The sequence below is a fragment of the Ramlibacter sp. genome, assembly GCF_035548915.1.
Classification (GTDB): Bacteria; Pseudomonadota; Gammaproteobacteria; order Burkholderiales; family Burkholderiaceae_C; genus Ramlibacter.
In genome coordinates this window covers 41,218-61,891 of record NZ_DASZSE010000011.1, presented here as the reverse complement: position 1 = coordinate 61,891, position 20,674 = coordinate 41,218, and the positions used below count along the sequence as shown (strand labels likewise).

The following is a 20,674-nucleotide window of genomic DNA, read 5'->3' as shown; positions in this document are numbered from 1 at the left end:
CGCTTCCGCGGCCACGCCACCCGCGCCGGTGCCCAACAAGGGCGACACCGCCTGGATGACGGTCGCCACCGCGCTCGTGATCCTGATGACGATTCCGGGCCTCGCGCTCTTCTACGGCGGCCTCGTGCGCGCCAAGAACATGCTGTCGGTGCTCATGCAGGTCTTCGTGATCACCGCCCTCATCTACGTGCTGTGGGCGCTCTACGGCTACAGCATGGCGTTCACGGCGGGCAATCCCTTCGTCGGCAGCCTCGACAAGATCTTCCTGAAGGGCATCACGCCGGACTCGGTGGCCGCGACCTTCAGCAAGGGCGTCGTGATCCCCGAGTTCAGCTTCATCACGTTCCAGGCCACGTTCGCCGCGATCACCTGCGCGCTGATCGTCGGAGCGCTCGCCGAACGGATCAAGTTCTCCGCGCTGCTGCTATTCATCGTGATCTGGTTCACCTTCGCCTACCTGCCGATCGCCCACATGGTCTGGTACTGGGACGGCCCGGATGCGATCACCGATGCCAAGACGCTCGAAGCCGCCACCGCCAACGGCGGCTGGCTCTGGGCCAAGGGCGCGCTCGACTTCGCGGGCGGCACGGTCGTGCACATCAACTCGGGCGTCGCGGGTCTCGTGGGCGCCTACCTGGTCGGCAAGCGCATCGGCTTCGGCAAGGAAGCGTTCACGCCGCACAGCCTCACGCTCACGATGGTCGGCGCGTCGCTGCTGTGGGTGGGCTGGTTCGGCTTCAACGCCGGCTCCAACCTGGAAGCCACCGGCGTGGCCGGCCTCGCCTTCGCCAACACGCTCTTTGCCACGGCCGCGGCGACGCTCTCGTGGATCGCCGGTGAAGCGCTGATGAAGGGCAAGGCCTCGATGCTGGGCGCCTGCTCCGGCGCCGTCGCCGGCCTGGTGGCGATCACGCCCGCCTGCGGCTTCGTCGGCGTGATGGGCTCGCTCGTGATCGGCTTGCTCGCCGGCTTCGTGTGCCTGTGGGGCGTGAATGGGCTGAAGCGCATGCTGGGCGCCGACGACGCGCTCGACGTGTTCGGCGTGCACGCCGTGGGCGGCACGCTCGGCGCGCTGCTCACGGGCGTGTTCTGCTCGCCGGCTCTGGGCGGCACCGGTGTCTTCGACTACGTCGCGAACAAGGTGAGCCCCGACTATTCGATCGGCGGCCAGGTCTGGATCCAGTTCCAGGGCGTGCTCACCACCTACATCTGGTCGGGCGTGGTCGCGTTCATCGCCTACAAGATCGCGGACGTCGTGATCGGCCTGCGCGTGGCCGAAGAGGAAGAACGCGAAGGCCTCGACATCAGCAGCCACGGCGAGACGGCCTACAGCCGCTGACTCGCGCACAGAACCAACAAGGTCTCCTTTGGATGTTGGGCCCGCCTCGCGCGGGCCCTCTTTTTTTCTGCACAATGCGCCGAGGAGACAAACGCGATGGAACTGACTGCCGGGGCGCTCACGTGCGCCATCGAACCCGCCCTGGGCGGCTGCATCCGGGGGCTCTGGTTCGACGGGGAGCCTGTGTTGCGGTCGTCTGCGCCCGGCGCGCTCGCCACAGCGCGACAGTCGGGCTGCTACGCGCTCGTGCCGTTTTCCAATCGCATCGGCGGCGCCACGCTCAGCTGGCAGGGCACGCAGCATCCGCTCGTGCGCAACAACGGCGAGGAGCCGCACGCCATTCACGGCGTGGGGTGGCAACGCGAATGGGCGGTCCTGGACGAAGGCGAGCGCATGGTCATGCTCTCGTACGAACACCGCCCCGATGCGGGCTGGCCGTTCGCCTTCGACTGCTCGCAGACGCTGCGCGTGAGCGATTCCGGCCTCGAGCTCACGCTCGCGCTCACGAACCAGTCGAGCGAGCCGGCGCCGGCCGGGCTCGGCTGGCATCCGTACTTCACGAAGCGCGCGCGCAGCCGCATCGCCTTCAGTGCCGCCGGCCGGTGGGAGATGGGCCCGGACAAACTGCCGACCGTGCGCAAGCCCTCGCGCGGGCTCGACGCGGACTGCGCCTTCCTCGACGTCGACCACTGCTACGACGGCTGGGACGGCACGGCGCACCTGCGCGACGAGACGCTGCACGTGCGCGTCACTTCGGGGCTGAAGCGGCTCGTGGTGTTCACGAACGACACGCGCGACTTCGTCGCGATCGAGCCCGTGAGCCACGTGAACAACGCCGTGAACCTGCACGCGGCCGGCCGCGCCGCCGAGGAGCTCGGCCTCACGATCCTGGCGCCGGGCGAATCGCTCCTCGCGCAGATGGCGATCGGCGTGGAGCGGGCCAAGTGAGCTGGACACCGGTGACCACCGAGCCCGACCAGCTCGGCGAGTCCCCCTTCTGGCATCCGCACGAAAGTGTGCTCTATTGGGTGGACATCCCGGCTCGCTTTCTGCGCCGCATGGATTCGAGCGGCCGCATCGAAAGCTGGGCGATGCCGCAGGAGCCCGGCTGCATCGCGCCGGCCGCATCGGGCGGCCTCGTGATCGCCCTGCGCGACGGCGTGTACCGCGCGCGCGGCTGGGGCGGGGTGCTCACGCCGATCGCGCGCTTCAACCATGACGTGCGCACGACGCGCTTCAACGACGGCAAGGCCGACCCCGTGGGCCGCATGTGGGCGGGCACGATGTACGAGCCGCGCGATGCGCGCCGCGGCGAGCTCTATTCCATCGACTGCCGGCCGGGCAACGGCGAGCAGGGCAAGCCGCTCGTGCAGCTGAAGGCGCAAAACGCCGTCATCGCGAACGGCCTCGCGTGGTCGCCGGACGCGCGCACGGTGTACTGGTCCGACACGGGCAGCCACGTGATCCACGCGTGGAACTGGGAGGCGCAATCCAATGCGATGCGAGCGCACCGCGTGTTCCACCGGTTTGCCTCCAAGCCCGCCGGCTGGCAACCCGGCGAGCCCGGCTACGGCGGGCGCCCCGACGGGGCGGCCGTCGATGCCGAAGGCAACTACTGGAGCGCGATGTTCGAAGGCGGCCGGCTGCTCAAGCTCTCGCCGGGGGGCGAGCTGCTCGCCGAGATCGAAGTGCCCGTACGCTGTCCCACGATGCCCTGCTTCGGCGGCGGCGACTTGCGCACGCTGTATGTGACGAGCGCGCGCGCGAACCGGACGGCGGACGAGCTGGCGCGGCTGCCGCTCTCGGGCCGCGTGATCGCCATGCGGGTCGACGTGCCGGGCCTGCCGGTCAACTTCTTCGTCGACTGACGCGGGAAGAAAAAGTGCTCGAGTCCCGCGGACGGCGAGCCCCACGCGAGGTGCGCTTAACATAAGCGCTCATGGGGCCAACGCTTTCCGCCATCCTTGACCGCGTGCGCGACGCGGCAGCGCATGGCGCGCCGCTCGTGATCCGGGGCGGAGGCAGCAAGGACTTCTACGGCGAACCGGGCGAAGGCGAAGTGCTCGATACGCGGGCGCTGAGCGGCATCGTCATCTATGAACCGAGCGAACTGGTGGTGACGGCGCGGGCGGGCACGCCGCTTGCCGAGCTCGAGGCGCTCCTTGCCGAGCGCGGCCAATGCCTGCCGTTCGAGCCGCCGTACTTCGGCGGCCAGCCGACGGTGGGCGGCATGGTGGCGTGCGGCCTGTCGGGTCCGGCGCGCGCCGTCGCGGGTTCGGTTCGCGACTACGTGCTGGGTCTCGAACTCGTGAACGGCAGGGGCGAGCAGCTCGTCTTCGGCGGCCAGGTGATGAAGAACGTGGCGGGCTACGACGTCTCGCGGCTGATGGTCGGGGCGCTCGGCACGCTCGGGCTCGTCACCGAGGTGAGCCTGAAGGTGCTGCCTGCCGCGCCGTGCGATGCCACGCTGGCTTTCGAACTCACGCAGGAGGCGGCGCTGAAGCACCTCGCGGCGTGGGGCGCCCAGCCGCTGCCGCTCAACGCGAGCCGCTGGTGCGAAGAGGATGGCCGCGGCCGTCTGAGCGTGCGCCTGCGCGGCGCGACGGCCGCGGTCGAGGCGGCCTGCCGGGCGCTGGGCGGCGAGCGCATCGACTCCGCGCGCGCCGCGCGAGAATGGCAAGACTGCCGTGACCATCGGCTCGATTGGTTCGCCGCCCTCGGCGAGCGCGGCCTGTGGCGGCTTTCGGTCGCGCAGACCGCGCCGGTGATGGCGCTGCCCGATACGCCCCTCGTCGAATGGCACGGCGGATTGCGCTGGGTGCGCGCGCAAGAAGAAGAGGGCGCCGCGCTGCGCGCTGCGGCGCAGGCGGCCGGCGGACACGCCACGCTCTTCCGGACCGCGGGGGCGAGCGCGCATCCGCGCTTTCATCCGCTCGCAGGTCCGGCCGAACACATCCACCGCGAACTCAAGCGGCAGTTCGACCCCGCGGGCATCTTCAACCGCGGACGGCTGTATCGCGACTTCTGAATGCAGACGAATCTTTGCGCCGAATTCAAGGACACGCCCGAAGGCCGCGAGGCCGAGGCGATCCTGCGCAAATGCGTGCATTGCGGCTTCTGCACGGCGACCTGCCCCACCTACCAGGTGCTGGGCGACGAGCTCGACGGGCCGCGCGGACGCATCTACCTCATCAAGCAGGTGCTGGAAGGCGAGGCGCCCACGCGCAAGACGCAATTGCACCTCGACCGCTGCCTCACCTGCCGCAACTGCGAAAGCACGTGCCCGAGCGGCGTGCAGTACGGCCATCTGGTGGACATCGGCCGCGCGATCGTCGATGAGAAAGTGGCGCGCGAGCGGTCCGAGCAAGGCATGCGCTGGGCGCTGAAGGAAGGGTTGACCTCGTCCTTCTTCGGCCCCGCGATGAAAGTGGGCCAGGCCGTGCGAGGGCTGCTGCCCGCCGCCCTGCGCGAGAAGGTGCCGCCCCGGCAGGACCCGGGCCGCTGGCCCGCGCGCGCGCATGCGCGCAAGGTCTTGCTGCTCGCGGGCTGCGTGCAGCCGTCGATGATGCCGAACATCGACGCCGCGACCGCGCGCGTGCTCGACGCGGCAGGCATCCAGACGGTGATCGCCGCCGGCGCGGGCTGCTGCGGCGCCGTGAAGTTCCACCTGAACGACCAGGACGGCGGGCGCGCGCAGATGCGCGCGAACATCGACGCCTGGTGGCCGTTCGTCGAACGCGGCGAGGTCGAAGCGATCGTGATGAATGCATCCGGCTGCGGCGTGACGGTGAAGGAGTACGGGCACCATCTGCGGCACGATGCGGCCTACGCGGCGCGGGCCGAGCGCATTTCGCAGCTCACGCGCGACCTGAGCGAACTGCTGCCGGAGCTCGTGCCCGCGCTGCGGGGCAGGGTGAAGGCGGCGCCCGGCGTGCTCGCCTATCACCCGCCGTGCACGCTGCAGCACGGCCAGCAACTGCGCGGCGGCGTGGAACGCGGATTGGCCGAGCTCGGCTTCGACGTGCGAGCGCCGCTGAACGAGTCGCACCTGTGCTGCGGCTCGGCGGGGACGTATTCGGTGCTGCAGCCGCGGATCGCGCATGCGCTGCGCGATCGCAAGCTCGGGCATCTGCAGGAGCTCGAGCCCGCGGCGATCGTGTCCGCCAACATCGGCTGCATCACCCATCTGCAGAGCGGCACGCGCGCGCCGGTTCGCCACTGGGTGGAAGTGCTCGACGAGGCCCTGGCCTACTGACACCAGCTTGTCAGGACTGGGCAGGCAAAGTAATGTCCCTTTGCCGAAAGCGACCCTTCCATGCGCCGCGCCGATCGCCTGTTTCACATCATCCAGCTCATCCGCGGCCGGCGCCTCACGACGGCCGCCTACCTCGCGACGCGGCTGGAAGTGTCCGAGCGCACCATCTACCGCGACGTCGCCGATCTGCAATTGCAGGGCGTTCCGATCGAGGGCGAGGCGGGCGTCGGCTACAGGCTGGGCGCGGGGTTCGATCTGCCGCCGATGATGTTCACGCACGAAGAGGCGAAGGCGGTGGTCGCCTCGGTACGGATGGCGCAGGCGTGGATGGACCCGGCGCTCGCCACGAGCGCGCAGGACGCGCTCGGGAAGATCCTGTCGGTGCTGCCGGCCGAAGCACGGGTTGCCGCCGAGGCGCTCGCGCTCTTCGCGCCGCCTGGCGGCCTTTCGCAGCCCGCGCAGCGCACGCTGCAGACGCTGCGCGAGGCGGTGCAGGAGCGGCGCAAGGTCTTCATGAACTATCTCGACCTGTCCGAAAAGCGCACCGAGCGAACGGTGCGCCCGCTCGGCTGCTTCTACTGGGGCAAGGTGTGGACGCTGGCCGCGTGGTGCGAGATTCGCAACGACTTCCGCAGTTTCCGGGTCGACCGCGTCACCTACGTGCGGCGTCTCGACGACCGCTTCCGCGACGAGCCGGGCCGCACGCTGGCCGATCTTGCGCGGCTCGACCGCGCGTGGGCGCAGGCGCAGGGGTGGGCCGCCTGAGCCCGCTGCGGCGCCATCCGGATATCGGACAGCCACGCGCGGCACGCTTTCACGCGAGCGCCGCTTCGATGTCCTTCGCGAGCGACTCCGGCGCGTCCTGCGGCGAGTACCGCCCGAGCACCGATCCGTCCTTGCCGACGAGGAACTTGGTGAAGTTCCACTTGATGACGGTGCTTCCGAGCAGGCCCGGCGCTTCGGCAGCGAGCCACCGGTAGAGCGGATGCGCACCCGGCCCGTTGACCTCGATCTTCGACATCATCGGAAAGCTCACGCCGTAGTTGACCTGGCAGAACTGCGCGATCTCCTCGTTGCTGCCCGGGTCCTGCGCGCCGAACTGGTTGCAGGGGAAGCCGAGCACGACCAGGCCGTCGCGGCCGTATCGCTCGTGCAGCTTTTCCAGCCCCGCGAACTGCGGGGTGAAGCCGCAGGCGCTGGCGGTGTTCACGATCAGCAGCACCTTGCCCTTGAACCGGCTCAAGGGGACGGACTTGCCGTCGATCTGCTGCGCTTCGAAGTCGTAGACGGTGCTCATGGTGCGGATTGTGCGCCTTGCGCGCAGTCGCCGTCGCGTGCGGGCCAGGCGGCCCACGCCGCGGCGGCGAGGATCAGCGCCGCGCCCAGCACCGTCTTCGGCGTGAGCTCGCCCGCGCCGAGCGCCACCGAGGAGAAACTCGCGAACACCACCTCCGACAGCATCACGAGCGCCGTCGTGTGCGCGGGAAGGCGCGCCGCGCCGTATTGCAGGCAGACGTTGCTCGCGAGGAAAGCCACCCCGAGACCCAGCGCAAGCGGTGCCCACGCGGTGCCGGCCGGCGCCTGCGCGACGCCGTGCGCGATCCCCACGCAGCCGGCGATCGCGGCGAGCGCGGCACCGCCGCCGAACATCGCGAGAATGCGCGACTCGGTGGGGAGGCGCTGCAGCCGGCGCAGCAGGATGTTCGTGAGCGCGAAGCTGAAGCCGCCCGAAAGCGCCAGCCAGTCGGCGAGCCCGCGCGGCACCGGCCAGGGCACGTCGTCCGGCCGCAAGACGATGGCGACGCCCGCGAGCGCCAGTGCGAGACGCGCGAGACGCGGCCGCGTGGGGCGTTCGCCGAGCATCGGCCAGGCGAGCAGCACGGACCACGCCGGCATCAGGTAGAAAAGGAGCACGACGCGCACCACGTCGCCCACCGTCACGCCCCAGTTGAAGCCGACGTTGGTGACGCCGCAGGCCGCGACCAGCAGCCACAGGAGCGGCTCGCGCGCGAAGGCACGCACCGCGCCCGGCCTCGCGGCGAGGACGATGAGCATCGACACGGAATAGACCAGCGCGGTCGACCAGAGCGGATGCAGTCCGAGCGCGTGCAACTCGCGCAGCGGCCACCACGATACGCCCCACACGAAGGCGTTGACGAAGAGCGCGGCGACCGCCGCAACCGCCGCGGAGGGCCCGCGCGCGTCACCCATGCACGTTGTCGTGCCGCGCGACAGCCAAGAGGTGCTCGACCTCGTCGCGGTACACCACGCAGTTGCGCTCGTGCTGGCGCTTGATGAGCCACATCGCGCCGGCGACCACGACACCGAAGGCGGTGATCGCGCCGAACGCCGAGAGGCCGAGGCCCGCCGAGAGGCTGTAGAAAGCGCCGAGCGCGAGGATGCAGGCCTGCTCGTTGAAGTTCTGCACGGCGATGGAACGTCCCGCGCCCATCAGGTTGTGCCCGCGGTGCTGCAAAAGCGCATTCATCGGCACGACGAGAAAGCCCCCGAGCGCACCGAGCAGGATGAGAAACGGCGCGGCCAGCCATGCGTTGTGGATGAAGTTCATCGCGACCACGAGAAGGCCCATGCCGATGCCGAGGGGCATGACCGAAGTCGCCCGGTCGAGCCGCATGCGCACCGAAGCGGCGATCGCACCGATGGCGGTGCCGAGCGCCACGACGCCCGACAGCGACGAGGCCTGCGTCGTGGTGTAGCCGAGCGCGGCCGCGCTCCAGGCGAGCACGACATAGCGCAGGTTGCCGCTCACGCCCCAGAAGAGCGTGGTGGTGGCGAGCGATATCTGGCCGAGCTTGTCGTTCCACAGGCGCGAATTGCAGGTCCAGAAGTCGGGCACCAGTTCCAGCGCATTGCTGGGCATGCGGCGCATTTCCACGCCGGTGAGCGGGATGCGCAGGTTGAACCACGCGGCGAGCGCGTAGACGAAGATCAGCACCGCGATCGCCGCTTCGGGGGGCGTATCGATGCCGGTGTCGAAGTACGGGATGTCGAGCGCGAGCAGGTGGCGCGACAGCGCCCGCCCCACGAGCTGCCCGCCCAGCAGGATGCCGAGGATGATGGAGGCGATGGTGAGACCCTCGATCCAGCCGTTGGCCTTCACGAGCTGGGAAGGCGGCAGGAGCTCGGTGAGGATGCCGTACTTGGCCGGCGAATAGGCGGCGGCGCCCAGCCCGACGATGGCGTAGGCCGCGAGCGGGTGCAAGCCCGCGAGCATGATGAGACAGCCGACCACCTTGATCGCGTTGCTGATGAACATGACCTGGCCCTTGGGCCGCGCGTCGGCGAAGGCGCCCACGAAGGGCGCGAGCACCACGTAGAAGAGGGCGAACATCGGCACGAGCGCCGCCGCTTCCCAGCTCGGGGCCTTGGCTTCCTTCAGCAGTTCGACGGCGGCGATGAAAAGCGCGTTGTCGGCGAGCGACGAGAAGAACTGCGCCGACATGATGGTGTAGAAGCCGCGCTTCATCGGGGACCCAGGCTCCCGGGCGGCCGCATCAGGCGCGCTGATCGGCGATTCAAGTTATGTCTCCAAGCGACCCCGGGGGTTATATCACGCGGGCCGATGACAAAATCGCGGCAGCCGCCCACCGCCCGCCCCTTGCGGCAGCGCCGGCGCCACCGCCATGCCACGCCCGATTCTCGCCACGATCCACACCGACGCCCTCGGCCACAACCTCGCGCGGATGCGCCGCGCAGCGCCGGATGCGCGAGTGTGGGCCGTGGTCAAGGCCAATGCGTACGGGCATGGGATCGAGCGCGTGTACGAGGCGCTCGGCGGCGCGGACGGCTTCGCGCTGCTGGACCTCGCGGAGGCCGAACGGGTGCGCGCCCTGGGCTGGCGCGGCCCGATCCTGCTGCTGGAGGGCGTCTTCGAGCCGCGCGACCTGGAAGCGTGTTCGCGCCTGGCGCTCTGGCACACGATCCATTGCGACGAACAGATCGAGATGCTGGCCGCGCACAAGACCCAGCAGCCGCACAAGGTGTTCCTGAAGCTCAACTCGGGCATGAACCGGCTCGGCTTCGCGCCGCAGCGCTATCGCGCGGCGTGGACGCGACTGGATGCCATGCCGCAGGTGGACGAGATCGCCCTCATGACGCACTTCAGCGATGCCGACGGCCCGCGCGGCATCGCGCACCAGCTTGCGGTGTTCGAAGCGACGACACGCGATCTGCCGGGCGAACGCACGCTCGCCAACAGCGCCGCGACGCTGCGCCACAGCGCCAACCCGGCCGTGCGGGGCGACTGGGTCCGCCCCGGCATCGCGGTGTACGGCAGCTCGCCGGACCACGACGAGCACGACATCGCGCACTGGGGCCTCGTGCCTGCGATGACGCTCGCCTCGCGCATCATCGGCGTGCAGCAGCTCGGGGCCGGCGACACGGTGGGCTACGGCTCCATCTTCACGGCCGATGCGCCGCTTCGCATCGGCGTCGTGGCGTGCGGCTATGCGGATGGCTATCCGCGCCACTGCTCCACGGGGACACCCGTGCTGGTGGAAGGCGTGCGCACGCGTCTCGTGGGCCGCGTGAGCATGGACATGATCGCGGTCGATCTCACGCCGGTGCCGCGAGCCGGCATCGGCAGCGAAGTGACGCTGTGGGGTCGGTCTTCGAGCGGTGCCGTGCTCGCGATCGACGAGCCCGCGCGCGCGGCGGGCACGCTGGGCTACGAGCTCATGTGCGGGCTCGCGCAGCGGGTGCCTGTGGTCGTGGCGTGATCGGGCGTGCATGCCGCGGCGTGTGCCTCACCGCCTGCGCATCCCGAGGAACATCACCGCGCCCACGACGATGAGCCCTCCGGCGACCTGCACCGCGGCGACCGCCTGCCCGAGGACGAGCCACGCGAGCACGAGCGCGAAGACCGGCTCCACGTTCATGATGGCCGAGTTGCCCACGACGCCCAGCTTCGGCAGCACGGTGAACATGATCGTGAAGCCCGTGCCGTAGAGGAAGGTGAGCATCGCGAGGCCCGCCCAGCCGGCGGGCGCATCCGGCAGGTGGAAGCCGCCTTGCAGGCTCACGGCGGCCAGCGCCACAAGCCCCGCGAGCGCCATCGTCGTGGCCGTGCGCACGCGGCCGTCGACATCGGCCGCCTCGTGCTGCGTGAGCACCAGCGCGAGCCGCCGCCACGCCTAGGAGGAGGCGCTCTCGCGGCGGGCGCGAACGGCCGCGGCGAGTTGCTCCAGCACGTCGACCGTGGCGTCCCAGCCGATGCAGGCGTCGGTGACGCTCTGGCCGTATCGCAGACCCTTGCGGCCTTCGACGATGTCCTGCCGGCCCTCCACGAGGTGGCTTTCGAGCAGCACGCCCGCGACGTGGCGCGAACCCGCTTCGATCTGCCGCGCGAGTTCGGCCGCGACCGTGGGCTGGCGGCGATAGTCCTTCGCGCTGTTGCCGTGGCTGCAGTCGACGATGAGGCGCGGCAGCAGCCCGGAAGCGAGCAGCGCCGCCGCCGCCGCTTCCACGCTCGCCGCGTCGTAGTTGGGTCCGTGATGCGCACCGCGCAGCACGAGGTGCCCATCCGGGTTGCCGGTGGTCGTGACCACGATCGCACGGCCTTCCATCGAGATCGACGGAAAGCGATGCGCTTCGCGAGCGACGTGGATCGCGTCGATCGCGACGTCGATGCCGCCGTGCGTCGGATTCTTGAAGCCGACCGGTGCGGAGAGCGCCGAGGCCATCTGCCGGTGCAGCGGGCTTTCCACCGTGCGTGCGCCGATGGCGCCCCAGCTCAGGAGCTCGGCGTAGTACTGCGGCATCGCGAGGTCGAGGATCTCGGAGGCCGCCGGCACGCCGAGGCGCGCGCATTCCAGCAGCACGCGCCGCGCGGTGCGAAGCCCTTCGCCGATGTCGCCGCTGCCGTCGAGCCCCGGGTCGTAGATGAGGCCCTTCCAGCCCATGCGCGTGCGTGGTTTTTCGAAGTACACGCGCATCACGGGAAAGAGGGCGTCGGCATGCTCTCCCGCGAATTCCGCGAGGCGCTGCGCGTATTCGACGGCGGAGGCCGGTTCGTGAATCGAGCAGGGCCCGACGATCGCGAGCAGCCGGTCGTCTTCGCCGCGCAGGATGCTGCGGATCGTGCCGCGCGCTTCCTCGATCGATTCGGCCTGCGCCTCGTCGCAGGGCAGCTCGGCATGCAGCGCGGCGGGGGCGGGCAGCGCGTCCTCGCGAGCGATGTGCAGGTCGGAGATGCGAGAGCTCATGCGTCAGGCGCTCCGAGGTTGGCCAGATGCCTGCGCGAGGCTTCGGCAAGCTGCATGTCGAGGGTCGCGAGCGGACATTTCAGTTGTGCCGCGAGCCAGAGGTAACTCGCGTCGTAGGCCGTGATCCGGTATTGCAGACCGAGCGAGACCACCTCGGCTTCATCGATCCGGAACAGCCGGATCGCCATGGCGCCGAACTGCTCGAGCGCCTCGGCGGCGAGCGCATCGAGACCCTGTCGCGACTTCTTCCAGGCGACGTTGGCCATCTCGTACTGAAGCAGATAAGGCGCGAACAGCTCCCGCCCCGCGATCTGCGCATCGGTTTCGGCTTGCGTGGACTCACTGAAGGCAGTGCTCGCGATCACACTGCAATCGACGACCAGCGGCGGCCGCATGCGATACGCCTGCGGCGGCTCCGCGATGTGAAGACGCGCGGCCGTCATCGGCTGTCGCGGTCCGCGCGAAGGATGTCGACCGCCAAAGGTTGACCGCGAACAGGCTTGGGATGCTGGGCGCGCAACTCGGCGACGACCTGCTCCGGCGTTTTCCATCCCTGGCGGTAGATGGGCCATCCGCGAGTATCGAATCCAACGATGCGACCCCGGGCCTTGTCCGCATCGCCCGGCGGCAGGAGGGCGGCATCCTTCACGGCCTGCTCGATGATCGCCATCAGCTCCCCCTGCAGGGACCGATGATGGCTCGCCGCAAGCTTTCGCAGCGCTTCGGCCCAGGCTTCGGGCACGTCCTTGATGGAAAGGTTGGGCATTGGCACGGTTCCAAAATGGATTCGGGCTCCATTCTGGAGCCATGACGCAAGTTTCGTCAATACAACCCATGCACACGCGCATGCAACCGCGCGAGGCCCAGCAGCGTGTCCGTGAAAGGCGTCGCCACGCCCGTGAGCTCGCCCAGTTCCTTCACCACCGTCACGAGCGCATCGAGCTCCACCGGCTTGCCCGCCTCGGCGTCCTGCAGCATCGAGGGCTTGAAACTCCCGAGCTTGCGCGTGACCTGATGGCGGTCTTCCGGCTGCTGGTCGATCGGAATGCCGATCCGTTCGCCGATCGCCCGGGCTTCGAGCATCACGCGCGAGATGAACTCGCGCACGAGCTCGTCGTCGAGCACCTTGTCGGTCGTGGCGCCCGTCATCGCGCTCACCGGATTCACCGTCATGTTGCCCCAGAGCTTGTACCAGGCGTCCTTCTGAATCTGTTCGGCGAGTTCGGCTTGCAGGCCCGCGCGCGCCAGCAGCTCGCAAAGCGCTCGAACGCGCGGCGTTTTCTCTCCGGAGGGCTCACCCACGATGAGGCGCGTGCCCCTATGGTGCTTCACGAATCCCGGCTCGATCAGCGCGCAGCTCGCGTGCACGACCGAGCCGACGATGTGGCGAGCGGCAATCGCGGCGGCGATGCTGCCGTCCGGGTCGATCGCCTTCAGGCGAGTGCCCCGCCAGGGCCCGCCGAATCCTTCGAAGAACCACCAGGGCACGCCGTTCATGGCGGTAAGCACGATAGTGTCGGGGCCGAGCAGAGGGCCGATCGCCGAGGCGACCGCCGCCATCGCGGGCGCCTTCACGGCGACGACGACGAGGTCCTGCACGCCGAAGTCCGCGGGCGACGCGCTCGCGCGCACGGCGGCCGTCGTCACGTCGTCGCCTTCCTGCAGGCGAAGGCCTTTTTCCTGGATCGCGCGCAGCGTGGCCCCGCGTGCCACGACGCTCACGTCGCAGCCGGTCTGCGCGAGCTTCGCGCCGATCCAGCCGCCGATGGCGCCTGCGCCGTAGATGCAGATATTCTTCATTGCCTGTAGGAGTCGTCTCTTCGATCCACGAGCCGCGTCATCGCGTCGAACACGTCCTGGCCGCCGCCGAACTGCAGGTCGAACTGGAACGAGTCGTGCGTCGTCTTTCTCGCGACGGCTTCGGACACTTCGATCGCCGGGCCGAGCGCGGCCTGCGCGACCTGGATGTCGCAGGCGCGCTGCAGCGTCCACAGGCGCGTGAAGGCGAGCGGCAGCGTCGGCGCCCACGCGAGCAGGCCGTGGTTGCGCAGGATCGCGAGCGGCTTGTCGCCGATGTTCTTCACGAGGCGCGGGGCCTCGTCCGCATGGATCGTGATGCCCTCGAAGTCATGGTAGGCCACCATGTCGTGCAGTTGCGCCGAGTAGAAGTTGTTTTGCGCAAGACCGGTTTTCGTGCACGCCACCGCGAGGCCCGTGGTCGTGTGGGTATGCATCACGCAGTGCGCATCGGGGATCGCTTCGTGGATCGCCGAGTGCACCGTGAAGCCGGCGGGGTTCACGGGCCACGGGTTGTCGTCCTGCTTTTCGCCTTGCGTATCGATCTTCACCAGGTTGCTCGCCGTCACTTCGCTGTAGTGCAGGCCGAACGGGTTGATCAGGTAGAGCTTGCGCGAACCCGCCACGGTTTCGGGCAGCCGCACCGTGATGTGGTTGTAGATCATCTCGGTCCAGCCGAGCAGGTCGAACGCGCGATAGCAGGCCGCGAGCTGCACGCGCGCCTTCCATTCGTCGGGGTGGTACTTCATGCGGGTCCTGCCGGCTTGTATTTCGACGCGAGCTCGCTCGTGCCGCGAGCGAGGATGCGATGGTCGATGCCCACGCCCATGAACAAGACACCGAGCGCGAGCTGGTGCCGCGCAAGCGTCTCGTCCGCGGTGAGGATGCCCGGTGCCTTGCCGCAGGCCGAGATGCGGCGGATCGCGTCGTCGATGATCTGCTGAACCTCGGGGTGCGTGTTGTTGCCGACGTAGCCGAGCGAAGCGGAAAGATCGGAGGGACCGATGAAAAGACCGTCCACACCGTCGATGGCGGCGATCGCCTCGATGTTGTCGAGTGCCTCTTTCGACTCGATCTGCACGAGCAGGCACACCTCCTCGTTCGCGCGAAGCGAGTAGTCGGTGTAGGCACCCCAGCGCGAGGCCCGGGCGCCGCCCATGCCGCGCGCGCCATCGGGCGGATATCGCATCGACCGCACGAGATCGCGCGCCTGCTCGGGCGTGTCGACCATCGGAACCAGCAGCGTCTGCATGCCGATGTCGAGGTACTGCTTGATGAGCATCTGCCCCACGTGGCCATGGCCCATGGGCACGCGCGCGATCGCATGGACCCCGGGATAGGCGGCGATGGCCTGCGCAATCCGCAAAGTGGAGCGCAGGTCGTTGGGCGAATGTTCGCTGTCGATGAGGAGCCAGTCGAAGCCCGCGCCCGCGCAGATTTCGGCCGCGTAGGGGTCGCCCAGCCCGAGCCAGAGGCCGATCTGCGCCCGGCGCTCTTTCAGCGCCTGCTTGAATGGATTGACGGGAGTCTGCATCGCAAAAACGCTCCTAGATGAAGTTGAATTCGAAGCGGCCGAAGTGGCCGTAGTCCGCATCGAAACGGTCGCCGCGCTTCGCAGCCACTGGCCGTGTGAAGGAGCCGGCGAGCACGACCTCGCCGGCTTCCAGCCGTTCGCCGTGGGACGCGAGCCGGTTGGCGAGCCACGCCACGCCGATGGCGGGATGTCCCTGCACGCCGGCGGCCAGGCCGGTTTCCTCCACCGCGCCGTTGAGCCGCAGGATCGCGCCGCACCACGGCAGGTCGGTCTCCCGCGGGTCGATGCGGCGCCCCGCCAGAATCACGCCCGCGTTGGCCGCGTTGTCGCTGATGGTGTCGAACACCTTGCGCGGCGCTTTCGTGTGGCGGTCGAACTGTTCGATGCGCGCGTCGATGATCTCGATCGCGGGCGTGACGTGGCGCGTGGCGGCGATCACGTCTTCGAGCCGCACGTGCGGGCCATCCAGCGCCTCGCTCAGAACGAACGCGAGTTCGACCTCCACCCGTGGCGCGATGAAGCGATCCGCGGGAATCGGGCCGGGCTCGAAGAACATGTCGTCCAGGAGCGTGCCGTAGTCGGGCTCGTCGATCTGGCTTGCCTGCTGCATGGCGCGCGACGTGAGGCCGATCTTGTGTCCGCGCACCGTGCGGCCTTGCGCGATCTTCATCGCGACCCACGCTCGCGACACCGCGTAGCCGTCGGCGATGGTCATGCCGGGAAAGCGCCTGGAGAAATGTTCGAGCTGCACGTGCGTGCGCTCGGCTTCGTGGAGCTCGCGGGCGAGCCGATCGACAAGCTCATCGGTGAACATGGCATCGCTTCCCATCGCCGTCATCCCCGCGGAGGCGGGACTCCAGGGCTCCCGGTACTTTGGATGCCCGCCTGCGCGGGAATCACGGGCGCGAAGAGCGGATGCAGCGTGCTCAGCTTGCCGTCGTACACCTGGCCCGGACTCTCGTCGATCTGCAGCGTGATGCCGATGAGTTGTCTTTCCAGCACCGGCGCGAAGTGCTGCTTTGCCACGGCCAGCAGCGTGTCTCCCGCGTGCTTCTGGACGGCCTCGCTGCGCCCCGCGCCCATGCGCACGTTGACGTAGACGAACGCGTAGTCCCCCTGCCCGTCGGCCACCGCGTAGTGCGCGGCCGGATACGCGAGCACTCGCGTGCCGCCGGTGGGGAACACCTGCCGGCCGGCTTCGTCGCGGATCGTGAGCATCGCATCGGCGAGCGCGCGGCAAAGCGCGGTCATGTCGGTGAGCCGGTCGACATTCGGTGTGTAGAGGATGACGCAGTGGGGCATGTCAGAGTCTGCTCGCGATCGCCGTATAGCCGTCGGCGGCGCTCGCCTGCGCCGGCGGGATCGCGCGGCCGTCCTGCGGCGTGACGGGAAACACCGCGTTGATCTGTCCCGTGCCCGAAGCGCCGAAGTAGGGCGTGACGATTTCGGCCCGCCCGTCGTAGGCGGACCAGCCGAGTGCGCCCAGCAGCATCGCGGTGTCGTGCATGAAGCCTTCGCCGTGTCCCTTGGACGCGTATTCGGGCAGCATCCCGCAGAAGGCGGGCCACTGCGCGTCGCACCACATGCGCACCACTTCGCGGTCGAGCTGCTCGAGAAACGGGCTCCAGATGCGGAACGCGAATTCCGGCGCGAGGCCGTTTTGCGCGAACCGGTGCGAGAGCGAGCCGCTCGCGAAGATCGCCACCGTCCCGTCGTAGTCGTCCTCGATCGCGCGGCGAAACGCCCAGCCGAGGCGCGCGCTGTCGTTCAGGTAGTGCGCCATGCACAGCGCCGAGACGGACACGACCTTGAAGTGCCGGTCCCCGTTCATGTAGCGCATCGGCACCAGGGTGCCGTATTCGGGATTCAGCGTCGTCGCATCGTGCGCGAGCGTCTCCACGCCCATCGCGTTGGCCTTCTTCGCGAGCATTTGACCGAGCGCGGGGTTGCCCGGGAAGCCGAACCGCATGTTGCTGATGAAGTGCGGCAGCTCGTTGCTCGTGTAGAGGCCTTCGAAGGAGGGCGCGCAGTTCACGTGGTAATTGGCGTTGACGAGCCAGTGCGTGTCGAACACGACGATCGTGTCCACGCCCAGTTCGCGGCAGCGTCGCCCGATCTCCACGTGCCCGTCGATCGCGTCCTGCCGCGTGCCGTGCCGCGGGCCCGGCAGCTCGCTCAGGTACATCGAGGGAACGTGCGTGATCTTGGCCGCGAGTGCGAGCTTGCCCATGGTCAGGTCACCAGCGGGGGATGTGATGGGCGCCGAGCGAGACCGCCACGTTCTTCGGCTCCAGGAACACTTCGTAGCTCCAGGTGCCGCCTTCGCGACCGACCCCCGAGGCCTTGGTGCCACCGAACGGCTGGCGCAGGTCGCGCACGTTCTGGCTGTTCACGAAGCACATGCCTGCTTCGATTCCCGCGGCAACGCGGTGCGCGCGGCCGATGTTTTCGGTGAAGACGTAGCTCGACAGGCCGTAGGCGATGTCGTTGGCGATGCGCACCGCATCGGCTTCGTCCTCGAAGGGGATGACGCAGGCGACCGGCCCGAAGATCTCGTCCTGCGCGATCTTCATGCGGTTGTCGACGTCCGCGAAGACCGTCGGCACGACGTAGTTGCCCGCCTTCACGCGATCGGGCAGCAGCGGCGCGTCGAGTCCGCCTGCGACGAGCGTCGCGCCTTCGCGCGAACCGGTCTCGATGTAGCCGCGCACCTTCGCGAGATGGCCGCGGGAGATCATGGGACCCACGAGCGTGCTTTCGTCGAGCGGATCGCCCACCGCGATCTTTCGCGCGCGCTGCGCGAAGCGATCGACGAACGTCGCGTAGATCGGCCGCTGCACCAGAATGCGCGAGCCCGCCGTGCAGCGCTCGCCGTTGTTGGAAAAGATCATGAAGACGGCCGCATCGAGCGCGCGTTCGAAGTCCGCGTCCTCGAAGATGACGAAAGGCGACTTCCCGCCGAGCTCCATGCTGAACTTCTTGAGCCCCGCGGCCTGAACGATGCGGTTGCCGGTCGCGGTGGAGCCGGTGAACGAGATCGCGCGCACGTCCCGGTGCTTCACGAGCGGCTCGCCCGCGTCGCGGCCGGTGCCGTGCACGATGTTCAGCACGCCCGCCGGGATGCCCGCTTCGAGCGCCAGCTCGCCCAGGCGCGCCGCGGTGAGCGGCGAGAGCTCGCTCATCTTCAGCACGGCCGTGTTGCCGAAGGCGAGGCAGGGGGCGACCTTCCACGTGGCGGTCATGAAAGGCACGTTCCACGGCGAGATCAGGGCGCACACGCCCACCGGGTGGAAGAGCGTGTAGTTGAGGTGCGTCTCGGTCGGGTAGGTGTGGCCGTCCACGCGCACGCACATCTCGGCGAAGTAGTGGAAGTTGTCGGCCGCGCGCGGCACGAGCTGCTTGCCGGTCTGCGCGATCGGCTGGCCCGTGTCGAGCGTCTCGGTGCGTGCGAGCTCGGGCACGTGCGAGGCGATGAGCTCGCCCAGGCGCCGCACGAGCTTGGCGCGCTGCGGCGCGGGCAGGGCGGCCCACTGCGGGAACGCGGCCTTGGCCGCGGCCACCGCGGCATCCACTTCGGTGTCGCCGCCCGCCGCGACTTCGGCCAGCACGTCCTGCGTCGCGGGGTCGACGGTTTCGAAGTAGTCGCGGCCGGGGACGCGCTTGCCGCCGATCAGATGGTCGATGCGCATGTCGGTTTCAGGCGATGGTGTTCATGAGGGCGCCGACGCCTTCGATTTCCGTGACGACCACGTCGCCGGGCCGGCAATCGACGACGCCGTCGGGCGTGCCGGTGAGGATCATGTCGCCGGCGTTGAGCGTCATGAAGCTCGTGAAGTATTCGATGAGAAAGGGAATGCCGAAGATCATGTCGCGCGTGTTGCCGCTTTGCGTGACCTGGCCGTTCACTGTCGTCTTCAGCTCGAGCGACATCGGATCGGACACGTCGTCGCGGTCGACGAGCCACGGGCCGATCGGCGTCGCCCCATCGCGGTTTTTCACGCGCAGGTTCGGCCGGAACCAGTTCTCCAGGTAGTCGCGCACCGCGTAGTCGTTGGCCACCGTGTAGCCCGCGACGAAATCGTAGGCTTCGCCGCGTGGCACCCGCTTCGCGGTGCGGCCGATCACCACGGCGAGCTCGCATTCGTAGTGCATCGTCCGCGCGTCCGCGGGGCGATGCGTGACCTGGCGATGACCGGCGAGCGCGTTGGGTCCCTTCAGGAAGGCGAGCGGCTCGGCGGGCGCCTTGAACGCGAGTTCCTTCGCGTGGTTCGGGTAGTTGAGGCCGAGCGCGAGGATCGTGCGCGGCCGCTCGGTCGGCGCGAGCGGGGGCAGCCAGATGACCTCGTCGGGCCGCGCGACGCGGCCGTCGGGAAGCAGCAAGTCGCCGTCGCGTTCCGTCGCGTCGTGGGCCTCGCCCATCCAGGTGACTCGTGCATGCTTCATGCCGTCCCCTTCAAGCCGGCTTCCGGCGCGAGGATGTTGGTGAGCGTGCCGAGCCCTTCGGCCTGCAGTTCCACGCGGTCGAGCACCCGCGCGCGCGGCCGGCCCCAGTCGCTGCCGAGCAGCAGCACGTCTCCGGGGCCGAGCGTCATGAACTCGGCCACGTCGGCGAGCAGCCGCGCAGCCGGCCGCACGAGCTCGGCGAAGCGCATCGTCTGGCGCAGCGTGCCGTTCACCAGCACGTTCAGCACGAAGCGCGACGGATCGACGTCGTCGCCCGCGGGCAGCAGCGTGGCGCCCACGCCGAGAAATCCGTCCAGGCACCTCGAGCGAACCGGCGGGCGGAAGAAGGATTCCTCCGCCACGGCGAAGTCGGTCATCAGCACATACCCCGCGACTTCGCGCGCCGACTTCATCACCATGCCGACCGAGCCGAAGACCTCCACCTCGGCCACGTGCGCGGGCACGGGCACCGGCACGCCGTCGGCCGTCCAGGTGTTGGCGGTCTTGATGTAGAGCACCGGCGCCTTCGGCGGGGCGCCGTAGGGTGCCTCGTTCATCCGTTCGGCAAGCGCCTCGTGTTCGCCCCGGAAATTCATGAGGGTGCCGTAGACCGTGCCCATCGCGAGAAAGCTCATGGTTCAAGACTCCACTTCGAGTTCGATCAGCTCGTCCAGCAGCGTGTAGAGCTGCGCGAGCTTGTCCTTGCCGAGCGATTTCTCGAGCCACCGGTAGTGTGCCTCGATGGTGTCCGAAAGGCGGTGCACGAGCTTGCGGCCCCGGGCCGTGGCTTCGACCACCGTGCGGCGCTGGTCGCTCGGGTCGCGTTCGCGCTGCACGAGTCCGTCTCGCTCCATTCGCGCCAGCACGCCGGTGAGACTGGGGCCGAGGATGTACGCCTCGCGCGCGACGCGGCCCGTTTCCACCGTGCCGTGTTCGCCCAGCACGCGCAGCACGCGCCACTGCTGATCCGACAGGCCGTGTTCGCGCAGGCTCGGACGCGTGTGCACCATCACGGCTTCGCGTGCCTGCAGCAGAAGGCGCGGGAGATTGCGGTGGGCGAAAGCGGTGGGCATGGCGCGAAT

24 protein-coding genes are annotated in these 20,674 nt (G+C 69.0%); 7 read left to right on the top strand and 17 right to left on the bottom strand.

Features of this window, described 5'->3' with window-relative positions:
• The 6 genes from VHA82_RS02915 to VHA82_RS02890 all read left to right on the top strand — a co-directional run.
• Positions 1–1,339, top strand: a 1,339-nt coding sequence (locus VHA82_RS02915; RefSeq protein WP_325540091.1) for an ammonium transporter, incomplete at its 5' end; no start/stop codon positions are given.
• A 96-nt stretch (positions 1,340–1,435) separates the two neighbouring features.
• Positions 1,436–2,287, top strand: coding sequence for an aldose 1-epimerase (locus tag VHA82_RS02910; RefSeq protein WP_325540089.1), 852 nt, complete (start codon positions 1,436–1,438; stop codon positions 2,285–2,287).
• Positions 2,284–3,207 (top strand): SMP-30/gluconolactonase/LRE family protein, encoded by a 924-nt coding sequence (locus VHA82_RS02905; protein ID WP_325540087.1) that lies wholly within the window; start codon positions 2,284–2,286, stop codon positions 3,205–3,207. The genes VHA82_RS02910 and VHA82_RS02905 overlap by 4 nt, the downstream gene beginning before the upstream one ends.
• Positions 3,208–3,278: 71 nt before the next feature.
• Entirely contained in the window at positions 3,279–4,367 is a 1,089-nt protein-coding gene (gene glcE, locus VHA82_RS02900) for a glycolate oxidase subunit GlcE (protein WP_325540085.1), read from the top strand.
• Positions 4,368–5,594, top strand: coding sequence for a glycolate oxidase subunit GlcF (gene glcF, locus VHA82_RS02895; RefSeq protein WP_325540083.1), 1,227 nt, complete (start codon positions 4,368–4,370; stop codon positions 5,592–5,594). It begins immediately after the preceding gene.
• A gap of 60 nt (positions 5,595–5,654) precedes the next feature.
• A complete protein-coding gene (locus tag VHA82_RS02890; RefSeq protein WP_325540081.1) occupies positions 5,655–6,359 on the top strand; it encodes a YafY family protein in 705 nt (234 codons plus the stop codon).
• Between the two features lie 49 nt (positions 6,360–6,408).
• Here the strand turns inward: VHA82_RS02890 and VHA82_RS02885 are convergent, their stop codons facing one another.
• Genes VHA82_RS02885 through lplT form a run of 3 tightly spaced genes read right to left on the bottom strand, consistent with a single transcriptional unit; the run spans position 6,409 to position 9,081 of the window.
• Entirely contained in the window at positions 6,409–6,891 is a 483-nt protein-coding gene (locus VHA82_RS02885; RefSeq protein ID WP_325540079.1) for a glutathione peroxidase, read from the bottom strand.
• Entirely contained in the window at positions 6,888–7,805 is a 918-nt protein-coding gene (locus VHA82_RS02880) for a DMT family transporter (RefSeq protein ID WP_325540077.1), read from the bottom strand. Before VHA82_RS02880 ends, VHA82_RS02885 begins: the two co-directional genes overlap by 4 nt.
• Complete coding sequence (gene lplT / locus VHA82_RS02875; protein WP_325540075.1) at positions 7,798–9,081, bottom strand: lysophospholipid transporter LplT; 1,284 nt, start codon at positions 9,079–9,081, stop codon at positions 7,798–7,800. Before lplT ends, VHA82_RS02880 begins: the two co-directional genes overlap by 8 nt.
• A 157-nt stretch (positions 9,082–9,238) precedes the next feature.
• Here lplT and alr point away from each other — a divergent pair, with 157 nt between their 5' ends.
• The gene (alr, locus tag VHA82_RS02870; RefSeq protein WP_325540073.1) at positions 9,239–10,333 is read left to right on the top strand and encodes an alanine racemase; all 1,095 of its coding nucleotides are present in this window, start codon (positions 9,239–9,241) and stop codon (positions 10,331–10,333) included.
• Between the two features lie 27 nt (positions 10,334–10,360).
• On the opposite strand, the gene VHA82_RS02865 is transcribed toward alr, so the two are convergent.
• Genes VHA82_RS02865 through hpaR form a run of 14 tightly spaced genes read right to left on the bottom strand, consistent with a single transcriptional unit; the run spans position 10,361 to position 20,665 of the window.
• Complete coding sequence (locus VHA82_RS02865; RefSeq protein WP_325540071.1) at positions 10,361–10,726, bottom strand: EamA family transporter; 366 nt, start codon at positions 10,724–10,726, stop codon at positions 10,361–10,363.
• A gap of 21 nt (positions 10,727–10,747) precedes the next feature.
• Entirely contained in the window at positions 10,748–11,818 is a 1,071-nt protein-coding gene (locus VHA82_RS02860) for a 3-deoxy-7-phosphoheptulonate synthase (protein WP_325540069.1), read from the bottom strand.
• Positions 11,815–12,261 (bottom strand): type II toxin-antitoxin system VapC family toxin, encoded by a 447-nt coding sequence (locus VHA82_RS02855; protein ID WP_325540067.1) that lies wholly within the window; start codon positions 12,259–12,261, stop codon positions 11,815–11,817. The genes VHA82_RS02860 and VHA82_RS02855 overlap by 4 nt, the downstream gene beginning before the upstream one ends.
• Positions 12,258–12,584 carry a FitA-like ribbon-helix-helix domain-containing protein gene (locus VHA82_RS02850; protein WP_325540066.1) on the bottom strand — a complete coding sequence of 109 codons (327 nt, stop codon included), beginning with the start codon at positions 12,582–12,584 and terminating at the stop codon, positions 12,258–12,260. Before VHA82_RS02850 ends, VHA82_RS02855 begins: the two co-directional genes overlap by 4 nt.
• A gap of 56 nt (positions 12,585–12,640) precedes the next feature.
• Positions 12,641–13,618, bottom strand: coding sequence for a 2-dehydropantoate 2-reductase (locus VHA82_RS02845; RefSeq protein ID WP_325540064.1), 978 nt, complete (start codon positions 13,616–13,618; stop codon positions 12,641–12,643).
• Entirely contained in the window at positions 13,615–14,364 is a 750-nt protein-coding gene (locus VHA82_RS02840) for a class II aldolase/adducin family protein (protein ID WP_325540063.1), read from the bottom strand. The genes VHA82_RS02845 and VHA82_RS02840 overlap by 4 nt, the downstream gene beginning before the upstream one ends.
• A complete protein-coding gene (locus tag VHA82_RS02835) occupies positions 14,361–15,149 on the bottom strand; it encodes an HpcH/HpaI aldolase/citrate lyase family protein (protein ID WP_325540061.1) in 789 nt (262 codons plus the stop codon). Before VHA82_RS02835 ends, VHA82_RS02840 begins: the two co-directional genes overlap by 4 nt.
• Before the next feature lie 13 nt (positions 15,150–15,162).
• Positions 15,163–15,963: a 2-oxo-hept-4-ene-1,7-dioate hydratase gene (gene hpaH / locus VHA82_RS02830; RefSeq protein ID WP_325540095.1), complete on the bottom strand. Its 801-nt coding sequence runs from the start codon at positions 15,961–15,963 to the stop codon at positions 15,163–15,165.
• Between the two features lie 20 nt (positions 15,964–15,983).
• Positions 15,984–16,451, bottom strand: a complete 468-nt coding sequence (locus tag VHA82_RS02825; RefSeq protein ID WP_325540059.1) for a 5-carboxymethyl-2-hydroxymuconate Delta-isomerase — start codon at positions 16,449–16,451, stop codon at positions 15,984–15,986.
• Between the two features lies 1 nt (position 16,452).
• Entirely contained in the window at positions 16,453–17,379 is a 927-nt protein-coding gene (gene hpaD / locus VHA82_RS02820) for a 3,4-dihydroxyphenylacetate 2,3-dioxygenase (RefSeq protein ID WP_325540057.1), read from the bottom strand.
• Positions 17,380–17,386: 7 nt separating this feature from the next.
• Positions 17,387–18,838 carry a 5-carboxymethyl-2-hydroxymuconate semialdehyde dehydrogenase gene (gene hpaE, locus VHA82_RS02815; protein ID WP_325540054.1) on the bottom strand — a complete coding sequence of 484 codons (1,452 nt, stop codon included), beginning with the start codon at positions 18,836–18,838 and terminating at the stop codon, positions 17,387–17,389.
• Between the two features lie 7 nt (positions 18,839–18,845).
• Positions 18,846–19,592 carry a fumarylacetoacetate hydrolase family protein gene (locus VHA82_RS02810; RefSeq protein ID WP_325540052.1) on the bottom strand — a complete coding sequence of 249 codons (747 nt, stop codon included), beginning with the start codon at positions 19,590–19,592 and terminating at the stop codon, positions 18,846–18,848.
• Positions 19,589–20,227, bottom strand: a complete 639-nt coding sequence (locus tag VHA82_RS02805) for a fumarylacetoacetate hydrolase family protein (protein ID WP_325540049.1) — start codon at positions 20,225–20,227, stop codon at positions 19,589–19,591. Before VHA82_RS02805 ends, VHA82_RS02810 begins: the two co-directional genes overlap by 4 nt.
• 3 nt (positions 20,228–20,230) lie before the next feature.
• Positions 20,231–20,665: a homoprotocatechuate degradation operon regulator HpaR gene (gene hpaR / locus VHA82_RS02800; RefSeq protein ID WP_325540047.1), complete on the bottom strand. Its 435-nt coding sequence runs from the start codon at positions 20,663–20,665 to the stop codon at positions 20,231–20,233.
• Positions 20,666–20,674: the final 9 nt, after the last annotated feature.

Coding starts and splice junctions, on each gene's coding strand:
- VHA82_RS02835 (WP_325540061.1), bottom strand. CDS start 15,149: ATGCAGACTCCCGTCAATCCATTCAAGCAGGCGCTGAAAGAGCGCCGG.
- VHA82_RS02825 (WP_325540059.1), bottom strand. CDS start 16,451: ATGCCCCACTGCGTCATCCTCTACACACCGAATGTCGACCGGCTCACC.
- VHA82_RS02890 (WP_325540081.1), top strand. CDS start 5,655: ATGCGCCGCGCCGATCGCCTGTTTCACATCATCCAGCTCATCCGCGGC.
- VHA82_RS02860 (WP_325540069.1), bottom strand. CDS start 11,818: ATGAGCTCTCGCATCTCCGACCTGCACATCGCTCGCGAGGACGCGCTG.
- hpaH (WP_325540095.1), bottom strand. CDS start 15,963: ATGTTCACCGATGAGCTTGTCGATCGGCTCGCCCGCGAGCTCCACGAA.
- VHA82_RS02885 (WP_325540079.1), bottom strand. CDS start 6,891: ATGAGCACCGTCTACGACTTCGAAGCGCAGCAGATCGACGGCAAGTCC.
- glcE (WP_325540085.1), top strand. CDS start 3,279: ATGGGGCCAACGCTTTCCGCCATCCTTGACCGCGTGCGCGACGCGGCA.
- hpaD (WP_325540057.1), bottom strand. CDS start 17,379: ATGGGCAAGCTCGCACTCGCGGCCAAGATCACGCACGTTCCCTCGATG.
- lplT (WP_325540075.1), bottom strand. CDS start 9,081: ATGAAGCGCGGCTTCTACACCATCATGTCGGCGCAGTTCTTCTCGTCG.
- VHA82_RS02805 (WP_325540049.1), bottom strand. CDS start 20,227: ATGAGCTTTCTCGCGATGGGCACGGTCTACGGCACCCTCATGAATTTC.
- hpaE (WP_325540054.1), bottom strand. CDS start 18,838: ATGCGCATCGACCATCTGATCGGCGGCAAGCGCGTCCCCGGCCGCGAC.
- alr (WP_325540073.1), top strand. CDS start 9,239: ATGCCACGCCCGATTCTCGCCACGATCCACACCGACGCCCTCGGCCAC.
- hpaR (WP_325540047.1), bottom strand. CDS start 20,665: ATGCCCACCGCTTTCGCCCACCGCAATCTCCCGCGCCTTCTGCTGCAG.
- VHA82_RS02880 (WP_325540077.1), bottom strand. CDS start 7,805: ATGGGTGACGCGCGCGGGCCCTCCGCGGCGGTTGCGGCGGTCGCCGCG.
- VHA82_RS02840 (WP_325540063.1), bottom strand. CDS start 14,364: ATGAAGTACCACCCCGACGAATGGAAGGCGCGCGTGCAGCTCGCGGCC.
- VHA82_RS02845 (WP_325540064.1), bottom strand. CDS start 13,618: ATGAAGAATATCTGCATCTACGGCGCAGGCGCCATCGGCGGCTGGATC.
- VHA82_RS02855 (WP_325540067.1), bottom strand. CDS start 12,261: ATGACGGCCGCGCGTCTTCACATCGCGGAGCCGCCGCAGGCGTATCGC.
- VHA82_RS02850 (WP_325540066.1), bottom strand. CDS start 12,584: ATGCCCAACCTTTCCATCAAGGACGTGCCCGAAGCCTGGGCCGAAGCG.
- VHA82_RS02810 (WP_325540052.1), bottom strand. CDS start 19,592: ATGAAGCATGCACGAGTCACCTGGATGGGCGAGGCCCACGACGCGACG.
- glcF (WP_325540083.1), top strand. CDS start 4,368: ATGCAGACGAATCTTTGCGCCGAATTCAAGGACACGCCCGAAGGCCGC.
- VHA82_RS02910 (WP_325540089.1), top strand. CDS start 1,436: ATGGAACTGACTGCCGGGGCGCTCACGTGCGCCATCGAACCCGCCCTG.